Raw genomic sequence first — 16082 nt, 5'->3', positions numbered from 1 at the left:
GCGCGGGCCCCTCCTCGTTTCGTTCTACCAGCGCCCGGTGCGGGCCTGAAGCAGCGACAGGGCCGCCACCCCCGCGGTGGAGGTGCGCAGGACCGAATCGCCCAGCAGCGCCCGGACGGCGCCCACTTCGTCGAACGCGTCGAGCTCCGCTTCGGACACCCCGCCCTCGGGTCCCACCACCAGCACGACCTCGGTGACGGAGTCCGGCAGCGGCAGTCGGGACAGCCGCTCGGTCGCGTCCTCGTGCAGAACCACCGCCAGGTCGGCCTCGGCCAGCAGCGCCGCCGCGCCCTTGCGGTCGACGGGTTCGGTGACCTCGGGCAGACGGGCCCTGCGGGCCTGTTTACCGGCCTCTCGGGCCACGGCCCGCCACTTGGCGAGGGCCTTGGCGCCCCGGTCGCCCTTCCACCGGGTCACGCACCGTTCCGCGGCCCAGGGGACGATGGTGTCGACCCCGACCTCGGTCATCGTCTCCACCGCGAGCTCTCCCCTGTCCCGCTTGGGCAGGGCCTGGAGCACGGTCAGACGGGGACGCGGCCGGGGTTCGTCGAGGCGTTCGAGAACCCGGCAAAGGAGCGCTTCCTTGTCCACGACCTCCACCACCTCGCACCGCGCCCGCAGGCCGAGACCGTCGGAGAGATCGACGGTCTCGCCCTCGCGGACGCGTCGGACCGCGGCGGCGTGCCGCCCCTCGGGTCCGTCGAGCCGGATCCGGTCGGCGGCCAGGGCCGCGGTGTCGACCAGGAAGACCGGTGGGGTCACTTGCCGGCGCCGAAGGCGTCGCGGATCTTGGAGAAGAACCCGCCATGGCCGGGGCTGAACCGGCCCGGGTTCTGGTCCTCCCCGCGCAGTTCCGCGAACTTGCGCAGCAGGGCCTCCTGCTCCTCGTCGAGCTTGCTCGGCGTCTCCACGTCCACGCGAATGCGCAGATCGCCCCTTCCGCCGCCGTCGAGGTGGCTGACGCCCTTGCCGGGCAGGGTGATGACGTGTCCGGAGTTGGTGCCCGGGCGCAGGTCGATGTTCTCGGTGCCGTCGAGGGTGTCGAAGGCGAAGGAGGCGCCCAGCGCGGCCGCGGTCATCGGCACCGCGATGGTGCAATGCAGGTCGTCACCGTGACGCTCGAAGGTCGGGTGCGACTTCTGGACGATCTCCAGGATGATGTCGCCGCGCGGTCCGCCGTTGGGGCCGACCTCGCCCTCCCCCGCGAGCTGGATACGGGTGCCGTCGTCGACACCGGCGGGGATCTTGACGGTGCGGGTGACCTTCTCGCGGACCCGTCCCTCACCGGCGCAGTCTCCGCAGGGGTTGGTGATGACCGAGCCCTGGCCCGAGCACTGCGGGCAGGGGCGCGAGGTCATGACCTGGCCCAGGAAGGAGCGCGTGACCTGGGAGACCTCGCCCTGACCGTGGCACATGTCGCAGGTGGTCCGCTGTGAACCGGCCGCCGTCCCCTCACCCTGGCAGGTGTCGCACAGGATGGCGGTGGGGAAGGTGATCTCCTTGCTGACACCGAACGCGGTCTCGACCAGGTCCAGCTCGATACGGATCTTGATGCTGCGTCCGCGCCGGACCCGCTCGCGCGGACCCCGTCCGCCGGGCTGGCCTCCGCCGAAGAAGGCGTTCATGATGTCGTCGAAGGCGAAGCCGCCCGCGCCACCGAAGCCGCCGGCGCCGCCACCGCCTCCGCCACCCGGGGCGAAGGGATCGTGACCCATATCGAACATCCGACGCTTGTTCTCGTCGGAGAGGACCTCGTAGGCCTGGGTCACCTCTTTGAAGCGATCCTGGGTCGCCGGGTCCGGGTTGACATCCGGATGCAGCTCGCGCGCGAGCCGCCGGTACGCCTTTTTGATCTCGTCCTTGGACGCGTCGCGACGCACCCCGAGAACCTGGTAATAGTCTCTGGCCACTGAGTTACTGTCCTGCCAAAATCTGTCCGACATACCGAGCCACCGCACGGACGGCGCCCATCGTCCCCGGGTAGTCCATCCGGGTGGGTCCCACCACACCGATCTTGGCCAGCGACTGGTTTCCCACACCGTAGTCGGCCGACACGATGGAGGTGGACCGAAGACCCTCGTGGAAGTTCTCGGCGCCGATTCGCACCGTGAGCATCGAGGGGTCCTTCGCCTCACCCAGCAAACGGATGAGGACCATGTTCTCTTCCAGTGCTTCGAGCACGTCCCGCAGGCTCGCCGCGAAGTCGACCGCGGCGAGGTTGGCGGTTCCCGCCAGTACGATCTTCTCCTCGTGTCGTTCGACGAGGCTCTCCAGCAGGACCGAGAGTACCGCGACCGCCACGGGTCGGTCCTCTGGCGCGACCTGAGCGGGGAGGTCGTCCACCGCGTCCGGGACGTCACCGAGGTGCTTCCCGGATATGGCGCGGTTGAGCATGTTGCGCAGGTCGTCGACCACGCTCTCGCTGACGGTTCCCAGACCGTCGATGACGCGTTGTTCGACCCGTCCGGTGTTGGTGATGACGACCATCATGATGCGTTGGCCGCCCAGGGGTACGAGTTCCACGTGCTGCACCGACGAGCGGGTCAGCGACGGGTACTGGACGATCGCGACCTGACGGGTGAGCTGCGCGAGCAGCCGTACCGTGCGAGCGACGATCTCGTCGAGGTCCACGGCTCCGCCGAGGAAGGACTCGATGGCGCGGCGTTCGGCGGCCGAGAGCGGCTTGACCGAGGAGAGCCGGTCCACGAACAGGCGGTATCCCTTGTCCGTGGGCACCCTCCCGGCGCTGGTGTGCGGCTGGGCTATGTACCCGTCCTCCTCCAGCGCGACCATGTCGTTGCGGATGGTCGCCGGGGAGACACCGAGTGGGTGCCTGTCGGCCAACGCCCTGGAACCGACGGGTTCGTTGGTATTGACGAAATCCTCGACGACGGCACGCAGGACCGCGAGCTTGCGCTCATCCAGCAACTCGCCACCTCCTGGCACTCCGTGGTCCTCAGTGCTAATTCTATGCCCGACCGCAAACGCGTGTGGGTACCCGCCGGTGGTAACGGGCGGCGAGGCCGTCTTCTTCCCGACGCATCGGCGACGTGCGCCACCCGGTCGCGTGGCTCGCGACCCTTCCACCAGTACACTGCGACACCGTGGTTACCAAGGGAAGCGGCCGTTACGGCCGCGACGTTCTGGCCGGAGACCGGCGACGACCCGAGAAGGACACGGTGCCCGAGATCCCACTCGACCGTGACCTGGTGGTCGAGGACGCCGACGAGACGTTCTGTGGGGCGGTCGTGGCCTGGGACAAGGCCACGGTGACCCTGGAGGACCGTGACGGTGGTCGGCGGGTGTTCGAACTGGCTCCCGCCGCGTTCCTGGTGGACGGGAGGCCGGTGACGCTGGTGCGCCCCACCGCCAAACCGAAGGGACCGTTGCGCAGCGCCTCGGGATCGATCGCGGTGACGGACGCGCGGGCGCGTACCGCGAGGGAGAGCCGCATCTACGTCGAGGGCGCGCACGACGCCGAGCTCGTGGAGAAGGTGTGGGGTCACGACCTGCGGGTGGAGGGCGTGGCCGTGGAGTTCCTGGAGGGAGTGGAAGACCTGGCCGCGGTGGTCGAGGAGTTCGCTCCCGGGCCGGGACGCCGTTTGGGTGTGCTGGTGGACCACCTGGTGCCGGGGTCCAAGGAGAGTCGTATCGCCGAGCGGGTGCGCGGCGAGGACGTGCTGGTGGTCGGGCACCCGTACGTGGACGTGTGGCAGGCGGTCCGGCCGGGCGCGGTCGGGATCGGGGCCTGGCCGGAGGTGCCGCGCGGACTCCCCTGGAAGGAGGGGGTCGTGGACGCCCTGGGCTGGCGGATGGAGACGGGTGAGGCCTGGCGCCGCATCCTGGGTTCGGTGCGCGGCTACGGCGACCTCGAACCCTCCCTGCTGGGACGTGTCGAGGAGCTCATCGACTTCGTCACGGGCCCCCATCCCCTGGAAGACTAGGCTGGCGGGACCACCGGCCCCATCATTGGGGCGCCTCCGATCAGCATCCCCGACAGCGGATCCAAGGAAGAGCATGAGCGAGACCCCGTCGAACCCCCCGTCCCCGGACGAGCCGCAGGGGCAGCAACAGCCTCCGCTGCCGCCACAGGCGCCGCAGCGGCAGGGCGGCGGGCCGGGGTACGGACAGACGCCCGGGCCGCATCCGCAGCCGCCGCGGGCACAGGCTCAGCCGCCCCGGCGGCCCTCGGGGGCTCAGCCCGGTCATGGACAGCAGTATCCGCCGCAACATCAGCAGCCACAGGCCCCGCAGTACCCGCAGCAGCCGCCCGGCCCCCGACCTGGACAGCAGGGGCAGCCGGGTTTGGCCCCACCCGCCCCCATGCAGCCCGCCGGCCATGGGCAGCAGTACGCCCAGCAGCCACAGCAGGTTCCCGGACAGCCGCCCTACGTTCAGCCGGGGTACGCGCAGCAGCCCCGGCCGTCGAGCGGGGAAAATGACATCCTGGTCGCGATGTCGGCGCACCTGACCGGCTTCATGATCGCCTTCCTCGGCTGGATCCCACCGCTGGCCATCTACTTCGCCAAGCGCAACACGTCGCCGTTCGTGCGACACCACGGGGCCGAGGCCGCGAACTTCCAGATCACGATGCTGATCCCTTACGTGTTCGCAGGGGTTCTGTACGTTGGTCTGGGTATCTTCTTCGGGAACCTGGCGTGGATCGGTTCCCTTCTCATCGCCCTGGTATGGATCCTTTCCATCGTCTTCGGCGTCCTAGGGGCCTCAGGCGCGAACAAGGGGGCGTGGTACCGCTACCCGTTCAGCATCCGACTGCTCAAGTAGATACAGCTCTCGCACCGACAAGGAAACCGAGCCATGTCCTACCCCAACGGCCCATCTCCGGAGGACCCGTACTCCCAGCAGGGCGGCCAACCCGGCCCGCCCTCCGGCGGCTATCCCACCCCCGACCAGGGCGGGGGTTACCCGCCTCCGCCGCCCGGACAGCCCGGCTATGGCCAGAGCGGCCCGCAGCAGCCCGGTTACGACCAGGGCGGCTACCCGCCGCCTCCCGGCTACGACCAGGGCGGCTACGCGCAGCAGGGCCAGTACGGCGGCTATGCCCCGCACCCCGGCATGCAGGAATCCTCGGCCACCACCGGCCGACCCAACCAGGACGAGCGCACCATGGGTCTGCTCAGCCACCTGAGCGGCATCCTGCTGGGGTTCCTCGGCCCGCTGATCCTGTTCCTGATCAAGAAGGACGAGTCCCCGTTCGTTCGCGACCAGGCCGCCCAGGCGCTGAACTTCCAGTTCATCCTGCTGATCGGCTACGTGATCGCGATGGTGCTGTACGTCATCTTCATCGGGGCCCTCCTGCAGCTGGCCCTGTGGGTGTGCGCGGTCGTCTTCGGCATCCTCGGCGGCGTCGCCGCCAACAAGGGTGAGTGGTACCGCTACCCGTTCAACGTCAGCTGGGTGAAGTAGTACCCGGCGACGACAGGGGCCCGGCTTCGGCCGGGCCCCTTCGTCATGTCCGGTGCGTGTGTTCCCGGCGCGACCTCAGGTGAGGTCGCGCACGACCGCGTCGGCCAGCAGACGGCCTCGACGGGTCAGGGCGGCGTAACCGCGGGCGTGGGCGCCGGGTTCCAACAGCCCTTCCCCCACCAGGCGTTCGGCGGTGGCCAGACCGGAGGCGTCGAGCAGCTCCAGGGGGCAGCCCTGTTCCATCCTCAGTTCGAGCAGGACGCGTTCGAAGCGGCGCTCGTCGTCGGTGAGGATCTCCCGAGCCTGGGCGGGCGTCTCCCGGGCGGCCAGGCGCGCGGCGTAGGCCGCCGGGTGCTTGACGTTCCACCAGCGGGTGCCGCCGACGTGGCTGTGCGCGCCGGGACCCACCCCCCACCAGTGTCCACCGGTCCAGTACAGCGAGTTGTGCGCGCTGCGGCCCTCGGGAGAGCGTGCCCAGTTGGACACCTCGTAGGGGGTGTATCCGGCGGCGGCCAGGGCCTCGTCGGCCATGAGGTAGCGGTCGGCCATGGTGTCGTCGTCGGGTTCGGCGAGTTCGCCGCGGCGCACTCGGGCCGCCAGGCGGGTGCCCTCCTCGACGATGAGCGAGTAGGCGGAGACGTGGTCGGGGCCCGCGCCGATCGCGGCCTCCAGGGAGGCCGCCCAGTCGTCGTCGCTCTCACTCGGGGTGCCGTAGATCAGGTCGAGGTTGACGTGCTCGAACCCGGCCTCGCGGGCCCAGGCCACGCACTGTTCGGGGCGGCCCGGCGTGTGGCCGCGCTCCAGCACGCGCAGGACGTGCGGGCGGGCGCTCTGCATTCCGAAGGAGACCCGGCTGAAGCCGGCCTCGCGTAGACGGCGCAGGTAGTCGGGGGTGACCGTCTCCGGGTTGGCCTCGGTGGTGACCTCCGCGTCGGGGGTGAGGCCGAAGCGGTCCCTGATGGCCGCCAGCACGCTCCCCAGGTCCTCGGCCGGAAGCAGGGTGGGGGTGCCGCCTCCGATGAACACGGTGCTCACCGGGGGACGCTCGCCGGCCAGAACCTTGTCGGCGAGGGCGACCTCGGCGATGGCCTGTTCGGCGTAGGTCTCGCGGGAGGAGGTGGCGGTGCCGTCCCTGGAGACGAGTTCCTCGGCGGTGTAGGTGTTGAAGTCGCAGTAGCCGCAGCGGGTGACGCAGAAGGGCACGTGGACGTAGAACCCGAGGGGCCGGTCGCCGAGTTCGGCGAGGGAGTGCGCGGGAAGGTCCCCGGTGCGGGGCACCGGTTCACCGTCGAGGGCTACGGAAGGCATGGTCCCAGTGTCGCCGACGGGGCGGGGTGGGCGGACACGGTCGCGGCCCGGCTGTGGCGGAGAGCTCGCTCCACCGAGAGCTCGCACACATGCCCGCCGGACATGGACGCGGGCACAAGCGGTGATCTGGGGCTTGTCCGCAACGCCCGCGAGGGTGGGACCTTGGTCCTTGCCGGCCGTTACCACCGGGCCTCGAAAGGGACTCGGGCAAGGGGTTGTCTTGGAGGTGACACAACAGATCGGCGAGAGGACACACGATGTCCGACCACACGACCGCCCCTCGGAGCGCGCCGACGGAGGATCGACCCCTCATCGGTTCTCGCGCGGCCCGTTACGTCTTCGCCGTCACCCGGATCTCGATCGGCTGGGTTTTCCTGTGGGCCTTCTTCGACAAGCTGCTGGGCCTGGGATTCGCCACCCCCGCCGAAGCCGCTTGGATCAACGGGGCGAGCCCCACCGAAGGGTTCCTGACCAACGCCGTGAGCGGCCCCTTCGCCGGAGTGTTCAACTCGATCGCCGGGACGTTCTGGGCCGACCCGCTGTTCATGGTGGGGCTGCTGGGCATCGGAGCGGCCCTGATCCTGGGCGTCGGTGAGAGGATCGCCGCCGCCACGGGCACGTTGATGATGATCCTGATGTGGGTGGCGGTACTGCCCCTGGAGACCAACCCGTTCATGGACGACCACATCGTCTACGCCTTGGTGCTGGTGGGCCTGGCGTGCGTGCGGTCTTCCGAGACGCTCGGGCTGGGCCGCTGGTGGGGCTCGACCGCCCTGGTCCGCAGGTTCCCCGCCCTGCGGTGACCCGAGCTCCCGTCCCGCGGTGGGTGCGGGACGGGACCCGGGGGTGCGTGCGCGCGGCACGCACCCCCTTTTTCATGCTCGTGCGTCCGGCCGGTCAGTGGCCCTGGGCGGTGACCCTGGCCTCGCGCATGGAGGGGGCCGCGACGGTGTGGGAGGGGGCGGCCGGCACGGCGGTGGTGGAGCCGCGCACGACCAGTTCGGGGTCGAAGACGTACTCGGCGTGGGAGACGGGGTGTCCGGCGATCTCGTCGCACAGAGCGCGCACGGCCGCCATCGCCATGGCGTTGATCGGCTGCCGGACGGTGGTCAGGGGCGGGTCGGTGAAGGCGATGAGCTGGGAGTCGTCGTAGCCGACCACGGAGAAGTCCTGGGGGACGCGCAGACCGCGCTGGCGGGCGGCGCGGATGGCGCCCAACGCCATGATGTCGGAGCCGCAGACCATGGCGGTGACGCCGCGTTCGATGAGACGGCTCGCGGCGGCGTGCCCGCCCTCGACCCCGAACAGGGAGAGTTCGACGAGGCCGTCGCCGTCCAGACCGTGTTCGCTCAGCGCCTGGTGGAATCCCTCCAGCTTGCGGCGGACCGGGACGTAGCGTTCGGGACCGCTGGTGAAGCCGATGCGGGTGTGGCCGAGGGCGACCAGGTGGTTGACGGCCAGGCGGCCGGCCTCACGGTCGTCGGCGGAGATGAACGCCGCGGGGATGGCGTCGGAGTACCCGTTGACCAGCACGATCGGCAGCCGTCGAGCGACCAGGGCGTGGTAGCGCTCGTGGGAGGCGGAGGTGTCGGCGTGCTTGCCCGAGACGAAGAGGATGCCGGAGACGTTGCGCTCCAGTAGCAGCTCGACGTACTCGTCCTCGGATATCCCACCGGGGGTCTGGGTGCACAGTACCGGGGTGTAGCCGCGCTGGGCGAGAGCTCCCTCGGCCGCTTGGGCGAACATCGGGAAGACCGGGTTGTCGAGCTCGGGGATCACCATGCCGACCAGTCCGGCGGAGCGTTGTCGCAGCCGGGCGGGGCGCTCGTATCCGAGGACGTCGAGGGCGGTCAGGACGGCTTTTCGGGTGTCGCCGCCGACGCCGGGCTTGTCGTTGAGCACCCGCGAGACGGTCGCCTCGCTGACGCCTGCGTGCCGCGCGATGTCGGCAAGTCGTGGACCCATGAGAACAACTCTAGTCGAGATCGGCGTCACATGACAGAAAGTTGACGGTAATCTTGCGCAAGAACTTGCAGCCACTCTTATGGAAGGACCCCGCTGATGCAGCACGAGGCGCACTGGTGGCGTGAAGCAGCCATCTACCAGATCTATGTGCGCAGCTTCGCCGACTCCAACGGGGACGGAGAGGGTGACCTGGCGGGGATCCGCGAGCGTCTCCCCCACCTGGCGGAGTTGGGCGTCGACGCGATCTGGTTGACCCCGTTCTACGTCTCACCGCTCGCCGACGGCGGATACGACGTCGCCGACTACCGTGACGTCGACCCCCGGTTCGGGACCCTCGACGACTTCGACGCCCTGCTCAAGGACGCCCACGAGCAGGGCATCCGAATGATCATCGACGTCGTCCCCAACCACTCCTCCTCGGAGCACGTGTGGTTCCGCGAGGCCGTGGCCGCCGAGCCGGGCGACCCGGCTCGCGCGCGCTACATCTTCCGGGACGGCAAGGGAACCGACGGCGAGGAGCCGCCGAACAACTGGAAGTCGATCTTCGGCGGTCCGGCCTGGACCCGTCTCACCCGCCCCGACGGCACCCCCGAACAGTGGTACCTGCACCTGTTCGACCCCGGCCAGCCCGACTTCGACTGGACCCACCAGGAGGTGCACGACGAGTTCGACGACGTCCTGCGCTTCTGGCTGGACCGCGGGGTGGACGGCTTCCGGATCGACGTCGCGCACGGCATGGTCAAGGACCCGGCCCTGCCCGACATCGACCCCGACGCCAAGGCCGACATGCTCGACGGCAGCACCTCGCTGCCGTACTTCGACCAGGACGGCGTGCACGAGATCTACCGTCGTTGGTCGCAGATCGCGGCCACCTACGAGGGCGACCGCGCCCTGGTGGCGGAGGCCTGGGTCGAGGACTCCGACCGGATCGCGCGCTACCTGCGTCCGGACGAGCTGCACCAGGCGTTCAACTTCGAGTACCTGACCGCCCCCTGGGACGCGGCGCGGCTGCGCGAGGTGATCGACGGCTCCCTGAAGGCCAACGGGGCCGTGGGCGCGACCACCACGTGGGTGCTGTCCAACCACGACGTCGTCCGGCACGTGACCCGTTTCGGCGACGGCGAGCAGGGCCTGCGCCGGGCGCGCGCGGCCGCGCTGCTCATGCTCGGCCTGCCCGGTTCGGTGTACATGTACCAGGGCGAGGAACTGGGTCTTCCGGAGGTCACCGACCTGCCGGAGGAAGCGTTGCAGGACCCCAACTGGGAGCGTTCGGGTCGTACCGAGCGCGGCCGTGACGGGTGCCGTGTGCCGCTGCCCTGGGAGGGCGAGAAGGCGCCGTTCGGGTTCGGCCCCGAGGGTTCCACCCCGTGGCTGCCCATGCCCGAGCGTTGGGCCGGGCTGACCCGTGCCGCCCAGCGTGGCGTGGAGGGCTCCACCCTGGAGCTGTACACGACCGCGCTGCGACTGCGTCGGGAACTGGACGCCCTGGGCGACGGTTCCATGAACTGGCTGGAGGCGCCCGAGGGCGTCCTGTACTTCGAGCGCGAGCCCGGTGTGCGGGTGGCCGTCAACATGACCGAGGAGCCGGTGCGGCTCGCCGCCTCCGGTGAGGTTCTGGTCGCCAGCGGCCCGGGCGTCGAGGTGTCCGAGGGCACCCTGACGCTGCCCGCCGAGAGCTCGACCTGGCTGAGCTCCTGACCCCGGACGCCGGGCGGCCCCTGTCCCGGGCCGCCCGGCGTCACCCCTGCTTCACCCTCACATCCCCTGGTGCGGGGCGCCCCCCTTCGTGTATCCACGGTCCCCGCCGGCTCATCCTTGGAGTGCATCATGAGGAAGACTCCTCTCTCACTGTGCGCGGGCACGCTGGCGTTGACCCTGGTCGCCTGTGCGGGCGCGGAGGAGGTCGACGACTACTCGTCGATCCCCCTGACCATCTGGGCCGACGAGGACCGCGCGCAGGCCATGCGGACCTTCGCGGAGGCCTTCGCCCGCGACGTCAACCAGGAGGTGGAGGTGATCGTGATCGACCACGAGGAACTGCGCGCCAGCTTCCTGAGCTCACACGCCACCGGCCTGGGCCCGGACCTGCTCGTGGGACCCCATGACTGGACCGGCGAACTGGCCGCGGCGGAGTCGATCGTGCCGGTGGAACTGGACTTCTCCCAGTCCCACCTGTTCTCGCCGGGAGCCCTGGAGGCGGTCGCCTACAACGGTGAGGTGTACGGGGTGCCGTACGCCACCGAGAACCTGGGGCTGTTCCGCAACACCGACCTGGTCCCGCAGGCGCCGGCCTCGATCGAGGACCTGGCCGAGATCGGGAAGGAGCTCGTGGACGCGGGCTCGGCCGATCAGGCGTTGAGTCTGCAGGTCGGCGAGGAGGGCGACGCCTACCACATCCACCCGTTCTTCACCTCGGCCGGCGGCTACCTGTTCGGCGAGGACGAATCGGGCGACCCGGACCCCACCGACCTGGGGGTGGCGGCGCCGGAGTCGATCGCCGCCTTCGAGGAGGTGGCCGAACTCGGTGAGGACGGTTCGGGACTGCTCGACCGCGGCACCACCGCCGACAACGCGACCGAGCTGTTCGCCACGGGCGCGGCCCCGTTCCTGGTCAGCGGCCCCTGGAGCGTCTCCACGATCGAGACGAACGAGATCCCGTTCGAGGTGAGCCCGATCCCCGGGTTCGGCGACGGCGCCGCCGCGCGCTCCCTGATCGGCGTGCAGGCGTTCTTCGTGGCCTCCGGAGCGACGGACCCGGAGTTGGCCCGGGAACTGGCCGAGGCCTTCCTCGCCGACCCCGAGCTGTCGGTGATCCTGTACGAGTCCGACCCCCGTGTGCCCGCCCTGGACGCGGCGATGGAGATCGTGGCCGGCCAGGACCCCCACGTGGAGGCGTTCCAGCAGGCCGGGGAGGGCGGCATCCCCATGCCCGCGATCCCGGAGATGGAGGCCGTGTGGAACCCGTTCTCACAGGCCACCGCGGACATCATCGGTGGGGCCGACCCGGCGGAGGCGCTGGCCGAGGCCGAGCGGCTGATCCTGGAGGGCTTCAGTCCCTGAACCGGTCCCACGAACGAGCACCGGTTCGCGCACTCCGAGTGACCATCACCCGACCGTTTCCAGGGTGTATCCACATCTTTATCCCCAGAGTTTGCAAGGACTTTCATGTCCTGCAAGTTATTGCTAACGTCACATCATCAAGCATGCCCGCAACGGACCCGCATCCTCTCGTGAACCGCATGCATGACCTCCGTCAGTCCTCCTGGAAGGAAGACACCATGAGATCTCGAAGCGCGTCAGCGGTCGCCGGTATCGCCGCGATCGCCTTGATGGCGACCGCGTGTGGCGGCGACGGCGACACCGGTGGCGGTGACGAGGGCTCCGCCGAGGGCACCCTCGTCATCTGGTCCGACCCCGAGCGTGCCGACGCCATCCAGAGCGCCGCCGCCGAATTCGCCGAGGCCAACGGCATCGAGGTCGACGTCCAGAACGTCTCCTTCGACGACATCCAGGGCGACATCGTCAACGCCCACCAGGCCGGCAACGCCCCCGACATCTTCATCGGCGCCCACGACTGGACCGGCAACCTCCTGCGCAACGGCACCGTCCAGCCGATCGAGCTGCCCGCCGACCGCGCCGAGGCGCTGGACGAGACCGCGGTGGAGGCCATGACCCTGGAGGGCCGGCTCCTGGGAGTTCCGTACGCGCAGGAGAACATCTTCCTCATGCGCAACACCGAGTTGGCTCCGGACGCCCCGGAGACCTTCGAGGAGCTCGTCGAGATCGGCACCGACCTCAAGGACGACGGTGAGGCCGGCGAGGTGCTGGCGATGGCGGTCGGCCAGGAGGGCGACCCCTTCCGCATGAACGCACTGCTGACCTCGGCCGGCGGCTACCTGTTCGGTCAGGACGACAACGGCGACTGGGACCCCGAGGACCTCGGCATCGGCTCCGACGAGACGATCGAGGCCATGGAGAAGATCGCCGAGTACGGCGAGGAGGGCGAAGGGGTGCTGCGCCGCTCCATCGACCTGGAGAACGAGGCCTCCCTGTTCTTCGACGGCGAAGCCCCGTTCTTCGTCGCCGGCCCCTGGAACGTCGGTGACGCCAACACCTCCGACATCGACTACGAGATCAGCGCCATCCCCGGTTTCGAGGGCATGGACCCCGCAGGCCCCTACATCGGCTACCAGGGCTTCTTCGTGACCGAGGGCAGCGCCAACAGCGCGCTGGCCGAGGAGTTCGTGGTCAACTACGTCACCGACTCCGACTTCATCCAGACGCTCTACGAGGCCGACCCGCGCACCCCGGTGCAGAACGAGGCCCTGGAGGCCGTCTCCGAAGAGGACCCGAACATCGCGGTGATGGCCGAGACCGGTGAGAACGGCATGCCCATGCCGAACATCCCCGAGATGGGCGAGACCTGGGAGCCGCTGGGTGTGGCCCAGGCTCAGATCATCGGTGGTGCGGACGCCCGTGAGGCCCTGGAGACCGCCCACGAGACCGTCGCCGAGCGGATCGGCCGGTAACTGTGGCAGCCGACCGTCCCGGCACCGCGGGCGCCCCCGCCAAAGGGGTGCCCGCGGGCCGCAAACGCCCGGGAGGCCCGATGACGGGTGGCTCCCTCGGCGGCCGGATCGTGAAGATCCTCCTGTTGGGCCTTTTCACCGCCCTCGGTGTGTGGGCGGTCCTGCCCCTGTACCTCGCCGGCGTGTGGTGGGGGATCGGTCTGGTCGTGGCCGTGGTGGCCCTCGTCTACTGGGTCTACTTCTCCGAACGCACCGTCCCGGCCAAGTACCTCGTGCCGGGTGTGCTCTTCCTTATGGCCTTCCAGATCTTCCCGGTGCTCTACACGATGAGCACCTCGCTCACCAACATGAGCGACGGACACCGTGGGAGCAAGGACCAGGCGATCGCGTCCATCGAGGCGTTCTCGGTGACACGTGACGCGGACTCCCGCGAGTTCGTCCTCACCGTCGCCGCCAACGGCGACCCCGAGACCGGTGACCTGGTCTTCCTCCTCAGCGACAACGAGGGCGGAACCTACGCCGGCACCGAAGAGGGACTGAGCGACCTGGTCGGCGCCCAGGTCGACGACTCGGGCAAGATCACCGACACCATCGGGTACACCGTCCTGACGCCCGCCCAGGTGAACTCGCGCAGCGACGAGCTGCAGCGGTTCGCCGTCCCCACCGACGAAGGTGCGGGCATCCGCTCCAGCGGCCTGTCCAGCGCCTTCGAGGGCAGCGCCGTTCGCGTCTACGACGAGTCCTGCGACTGCATCGAGGACACCGAGACCGGCGTCGTCTACCACGCGGACGACGAGCGCGGAGCGTTCTACGACGAGGACGGGCAGCGGCTCCCCCAGGGCTGGCAGGTCGGGGTGGGGCTGGACAACTTCTTCCGGTTCCTGTTCAACCCGACCTTCGCGTCCTCCTTCTTCGGCACCCTGGTGTGGAACATCGCGTTCGCCGTCACGGTCACCTTCCTGGTGTTCGTGGTCGGCCTGGCGGTGGCCCTGACCCTGCACGTGCCCAAGATGCGCGGCAAAGTGGTCTACCGGATCCTGGTCGTGTTGCCCTACGCCATGAGTTCGCTGGCCATGTACCTGCTGTGGCGGGACATGTTCAACGCCGACTTCGGTCTGTTCAACCGCATGCTCGGTTTGCAGGTGGACTGGTTGGGCGACGTGTGGGCGGCACGGTTCGCGGTGATCCTGGCCAACGTGTGGCTGGGTTACCCGTACATGTTCCTGGTCGCCACCGGAGCGCTTCAGGCCATCCCCCGGGAACTGGGGCAGGCGGCGCAGCTGGACGGAGCCGGGCCCTGGCAGGCCTTCCGGCACGTCACCCTCCCGCTGCTGATGGTCGCGATGACGCCGATCCTCATCTCCACGTTCGCGTTCAACTTCAACAACTTCAACGCGGTGTGGCTGATCACCAGGGGTGGACCGTTCGGTTCGGAGGGCACCACCGCGGGTGGCGCCACCGACCTGCTCATCACCTACACCTACCGGCTGGCCTTCAGCGAGGCCACCGCCCAGTACGGCTACGCGGCCGCGCTGTCGGTGATGATCTTCCTGATCGTCTCGGTGATGTCCGTGGTCAGTCTGAGCCGGACCAAGGCCCTGCAGGAGGTGGAGCGATGAGCGTCTCCGAAATCGCGGCCGGGCCCGTCTACCGGCGCAGCGCGCGCACCCGGTTCACCCTGTGGGCCGGTCGGCTGGGTTGGCGTCACGCCGTCATGTGGGTGATCGCGGCCTTCGCGATCTTCCCCGTGCTGTTCGTGGTCTCGGCCGCGATCAACCCGCTCGGCACCCTGAGCAGTTCCCAGCTGTGGCCGACGGGCGCAAGCCTGGACAACGCCATGGAGCTGTTCCGCGACACCCCGTTCACCACCTGGTACGCGAACTCGCTGTTCTTCGCGCTGACCAACGCGGCGGTCACCGTGCTGCTGTCCGCCCTGGCGGCCTACGCCTTCAGTCGGATGCGGTTCAAGGGCCGTCGTGTGGGGCTGATCGGGCTTCTGGTCATCCAGATGTTCCCGCAGTTCCTGGCGATCGTGGCGATCTACCTGATGTTCTCCAACATCGGCGAGCTCTACCCGGCGATCGGCTTCGACACCCGTTGGGGCCTGATGCTGGTCTACCTGGGCGGTGCGCTCAGCATCAACACGTGGTTGATGAAGGGCTTCTTCGACACCGTGCCCAAGGAACTGGACGAGTCCGCCCAGATGGACGGGGCCACGCACGCGCAGGTGTTCTTCCAGATCATGCTGCCGTTGGTCACCCCGGTGCTGGCGATCGTGGCGCTGCTGGTGTTCATCAACACCATCAACGAGTTCTTGTTGGCCAGCGTGTTCCTGAGGGACACCGGCTCCCAGACCCTGGGCCTGGGGCTGTACCAACTGGTGGACTCCCAGCGCAACGCCAACTTCGGCATGTTCGCGGTGGGCGCCATCATGCTGTCCCTGCCCACCCTGGCGGTGTTCTGGTTCCTCCAGCGCTACATCAGCGAGGGCCTGACCTCCGGAGCGGTCAAGGGTTAGCGGGTACGAACGACACCTCGTTCATCGACGAAGGGCGGTGGGGGACTCCCCCACCGCCCTTCGTCGCCTGCCGGCCTCGACCGGCGGCGGACTACTTCTTCTTCTTGTCCTCGGGAGCGGACTCCGTGGACAACGCGGTGATGAAGGCCTCCTGGGGCACCTCGACCCGGCCGACCATCTTCATCCGCTTCTTGCCCTCCTTCTGCTTCTCCAGCAGCTTGCGCTTACGACTGATGTCGCCGCCGTAGCACTTGGAGAGCACGTCCTTGCGGATGGCGCGGATGTTCTCGCGGGCGATGACCCGGGCGCCGATGGCCGCCTGGACCGGGACCTCG

At 69.2% G+C, this 16082-nt stretch carries 15 protein-coding genes and 1 pseudogene; 9 read left to right on the top strand and 7 right to left on the bottom strand.

Translation table 11 applies throughout. The features are described from left to right. Positions 1-24: 24 nt before the first annotated feature. From K8V84_RS15335 to hrcA, 3 genes are read right to left on the bottom strand one after another with little or no spacing between them, the layout of a single operon-like run. Complete coding sequence (locus tag K8V84_RS15335) at positions 25-762, bottom strand: 16S rRNA (uracil(1498)-N(3))-methyltransferase (protein ID WP_304075397.1); 738 nt, start codon at positions 760-762, stop codon at positions 25-27. After that, the gene (gene dnaJ, locus K8V84_RS15330) at positions 759-1910 is read right to left on the bottom strand and encodes a molecular chaperone DnaJ (RefSeq protein ID WP_067605764.1); all 1152 of its coding nucleotides are present in this window, start codon (positions 1908-1910) and stop codon (positions 759-761) included. Before dnaJ ends, K8V84_RS15335 begins: the two co-directional genes overlap by 4 nt. A 4-nt stretch (positions 1911-1914) precedes the next feature. Beyond that, complete coding sequence (gene hrcA, locus K8V84_RS15325; protein WP_304075393.1) at positions 1915-2928, bottom strand: heat-inducible transcriptional repressor HrcA; 1014 nt, start codon at positions 2926-2928, stop codon at positions 1915-1917. 176 nt (positions 2929-3104) lie between these two features. On the opposite strand from hrcA, the gene K8V84_RS15320 reads away from it, so the two are divergent. Continuing rightward, complete coding sequence (locus K8V84_RS15320; RefSeq protein ID WP_304075390.1) at positions 3105-3944, top strand: DUF3097 domain-containing protein; 840 nt, start codon at positions 3105-3107, stop codon at positions 3942-3944. A 40-nt stretch (positions 3945-3984) separates the two neighbouring features. On the opposite strand, the gene K8V84_RS15315 is transcribed toward K8V84_RS15320, so the two are convergent. Further along, positions 3985-4467, bottom strand: a complete 483-nt coding sequence (locus K8V84_RS15315) for a hypothetical protein (protein ID WP_304075389.1) — start codon at positions 4465-4467, stop codon at positions 3985-3987. On the opposite strand from K8V84_RS15315, the gene K8V84_RS15310 reads away from it, so the two are divergent. Continuing rightward, the gene (locus K8V84_RS15310; RefSeq protein ID WP_304075387.1) at positions 4456-4785 is read left to right on the top strand and encodes a DUF4870 domain-containing protein; all 330 of its coding nucleotides are present in this window, start codon (positions 4456-4458) and stop codon (positions 4783-4785) included. The genes K8V84_RS15315 and K8V84_RS15310 overlap by 12 nt on opposite strands. A gap of 33 nt (positions 4786-4818) precedes the next feature. Further along, positions 4819-5427 (top strand): DUF4870 domain-containing protein, encoded by a 609-nt coding sequence (locus K8V84_RS15305; protein WP_304075385.1) that lies wholly within the window; start codon positions 4819-4821, stop codon positions 5425-5427. A gap of 75 nt (positions 5428-5502) precedes the next feature. Here the strand turns inward: K8V84_RS15305 and hemW are convergent, their stop codons facing one another. After that, positions 5503-6735, bottom strand: coding sequence for a radical SAM family heme chaperone HemW (gene hemW / locus K8V84_RS15300; protein ID WP_304075383.1), 1233 nt, complete (start codon positions 6733-6735; stop codon positions 5503-5505). A 257-nt stretch (positions 6736-6992) separates the two neighbouring features. Here hemW and K8V84_RS15295 point away from each other — a divergent pair, with 257 nt between their 5' ends. Further along, complete coding sequence (locus K8V84_RS15295) at positions 6993-7538, top strand: hypothetical protein (protein ID WP_304075380.1); 546 nt, start codon at positions 6993-6995, stop codon at positions 7536-7538. 94 nt (positions 7539-7632) lie between these two features. Here the strand turns inward: K8V84_RS15295 and K8V84_RS15290 are convergent, their stop codons facing one another. After that, positions 7633-8700 (bottom strand): LacI family DNA-binding transcriptional regulator, encoded by a 1068-nt coding sequence (locus K8V84_RS15290; protein ID WP_304075377.1) that lies wholly within the window; start codon positions 8698-8700, stop codon positions 7633-7635. A gap of 96 nt (positions 8701-8796) precedes the next feature. Here K8V84_RS15290 and K8V84_RS15285 point away from each other — a divergent pair, with 96 nt between their 5' ends. The 5 genes from K8V84_RS15285 to K8V84_RS15265 all read left to right on the top strand — a co-directional run bounded on the left by K8V84_RS15285 (position 8797) and on the right by K8V84_RS15265 (position 15747). Further along, a complete protein-coding gene (locus K8V84_RS15285; RefSeq protein WP_304075374.1) occupies positions 8797-10398 on the top strand; it encodes a glycoside hydrolase family 13 protein in 1602 nt (533 codons plus the stop codon). 129 nt (positions 10399-10527) lie between these two features. Next, positions 10528-11760, top strand: a complete 1233-nt coding sequence (locus K8V84_RS15280) for a maltose ABC transporter substrate-binding protein (protein WP_304075371.1) — start codon at positions 10528-10530, stop codon at positions 11758-11760. Between the two features lie 218 nt (positions 11761-11978). Further along, positions 11979-13229: a maltose ABC transporter substrate-binding protein gene (locus K8V84_RS15275; protein ID WP_304075368.1), complete on the top strand. Its 1251-nt coding sequence runs from the start codon at positions 11979-11981 to the stop codon at positions 13227-13229. Positions 13230-13231: 2 nt separating this feature from the next. Next, positions 13232-14848, top strand: a complete 1617-nt coding sequence (locus K8V84_RS15270; protein ID WP_304075365.1) for an ABC transporter permease subunit — start codon at positions 13232-13234, stop codon at positions 14846-14848. Continuing rightward, positions 14845-15747 (top strand): sugar ABC transporter permease, encoded by a 903-nt coding sequence (locus tag K8V84_RS15265; protein WP_304075363.1) that lies wholly within the window; start codon positions 14845-14847, stop codon positions 15745-15747. The genes K8V84_RS15270 and K8V84_RS15265 overlap by 4 nt, the downstream gene beginning before the upstream one ends. Before the next feature lie 91 nt (positions 15748-15838). On the opposite strand, the pseudogene K8V84_RS15260 reads toward K8V84_RS15265, so the two are convergent. Beyond that, a pseudogene (locus K8V84_RS15260) lies at positions 15839-16082 on the bottom strand (elongation factor 4); the annotation flags it as partial.

The sequence above is a fragment of the Nocardiopsis listeri genome (assembly GCF_020741345.1).
Taxonomy (GTDB): Bacteria; Actinomycetota; Actinomycetes; order Streptosporangiales; family Streptosporangiaceae; genus Nocardiopsis; species Nocardiopsis listeri_A.
This window is presented reverse-complemented; position numbering and strand designations above follow the sequence as displayed.

What these genes read in the sequence shown, in the direction of transcription:
- K8V84_RS15310 (WP_304075387.1), top strand. Translation starts at nt 4,456, where the DNA reads ATGTCGGCGCACCTGACCGGCTTCATGATCGCCTTCCTCGGCTGGATC.
- K8V84_RS15305 (WP_304075385.1), top strand. Translation starts at nt 4,819, where the DNA reads ATGTCCTACCCCAACGGCCCATCTCCGGAGGACCCGTACTCCCAGCAG.
- hemW (WP_304075383.1), bottom strand. Translation starts at nt 6,735, where the DNA reads ATGCCTTCCGTAGCCCTCGACGGTGAACCGGTGCCCCGCACCGGGGAC.
- K8V84_RS15295 (WP_304075380.1), top strand. Translation starts at nt 6,993, where the DNA reads ATGTCCGACCACACGACCGCCCCTCGGAGCGCGCCGACGGAGGATCGA.
- K8V84_RS15290 (WP_304075377.1), bottom strand. Translation starts at nt 8,700, where the DNA reads ATGGGTCCACGACTTGCCGACATCGCGCGGCACGCAGGCGTCAGCGAG.
- K8V84_RS15285 (WP_304075374.1), top strand. Translation starts at nt 8,797, where the DNA reads ATGCAGCACGAGGCGCACTGGTGGCGTGAAGCAGCCATCTACCAGATC.
- K8V84_RS15280 (WP_304075371.1), top strand. Translation starts at nt 10,528, where the DNA reads ATGAGGAAGACTCCTCTCTCACTGTGCGCGGGCACGCTGGCGTTGACC.
- K8V84_RS15275 (WP_304075368.1), top strand. Translation starts at nt 11,979, where the DNA reads ATGAGATCTCGAAGCGCGTCAGCGGTCGCCGGTATCGCCGCGATCGCC.
- K8V84_RS15265 (WP_304075363.1), top strand. Translation starts at nt 14,845, where the DNA reads ATGAGCGTCTCCGAAATCGCGGCCGGGCCCGTCTACCGGCGCAGCGCG.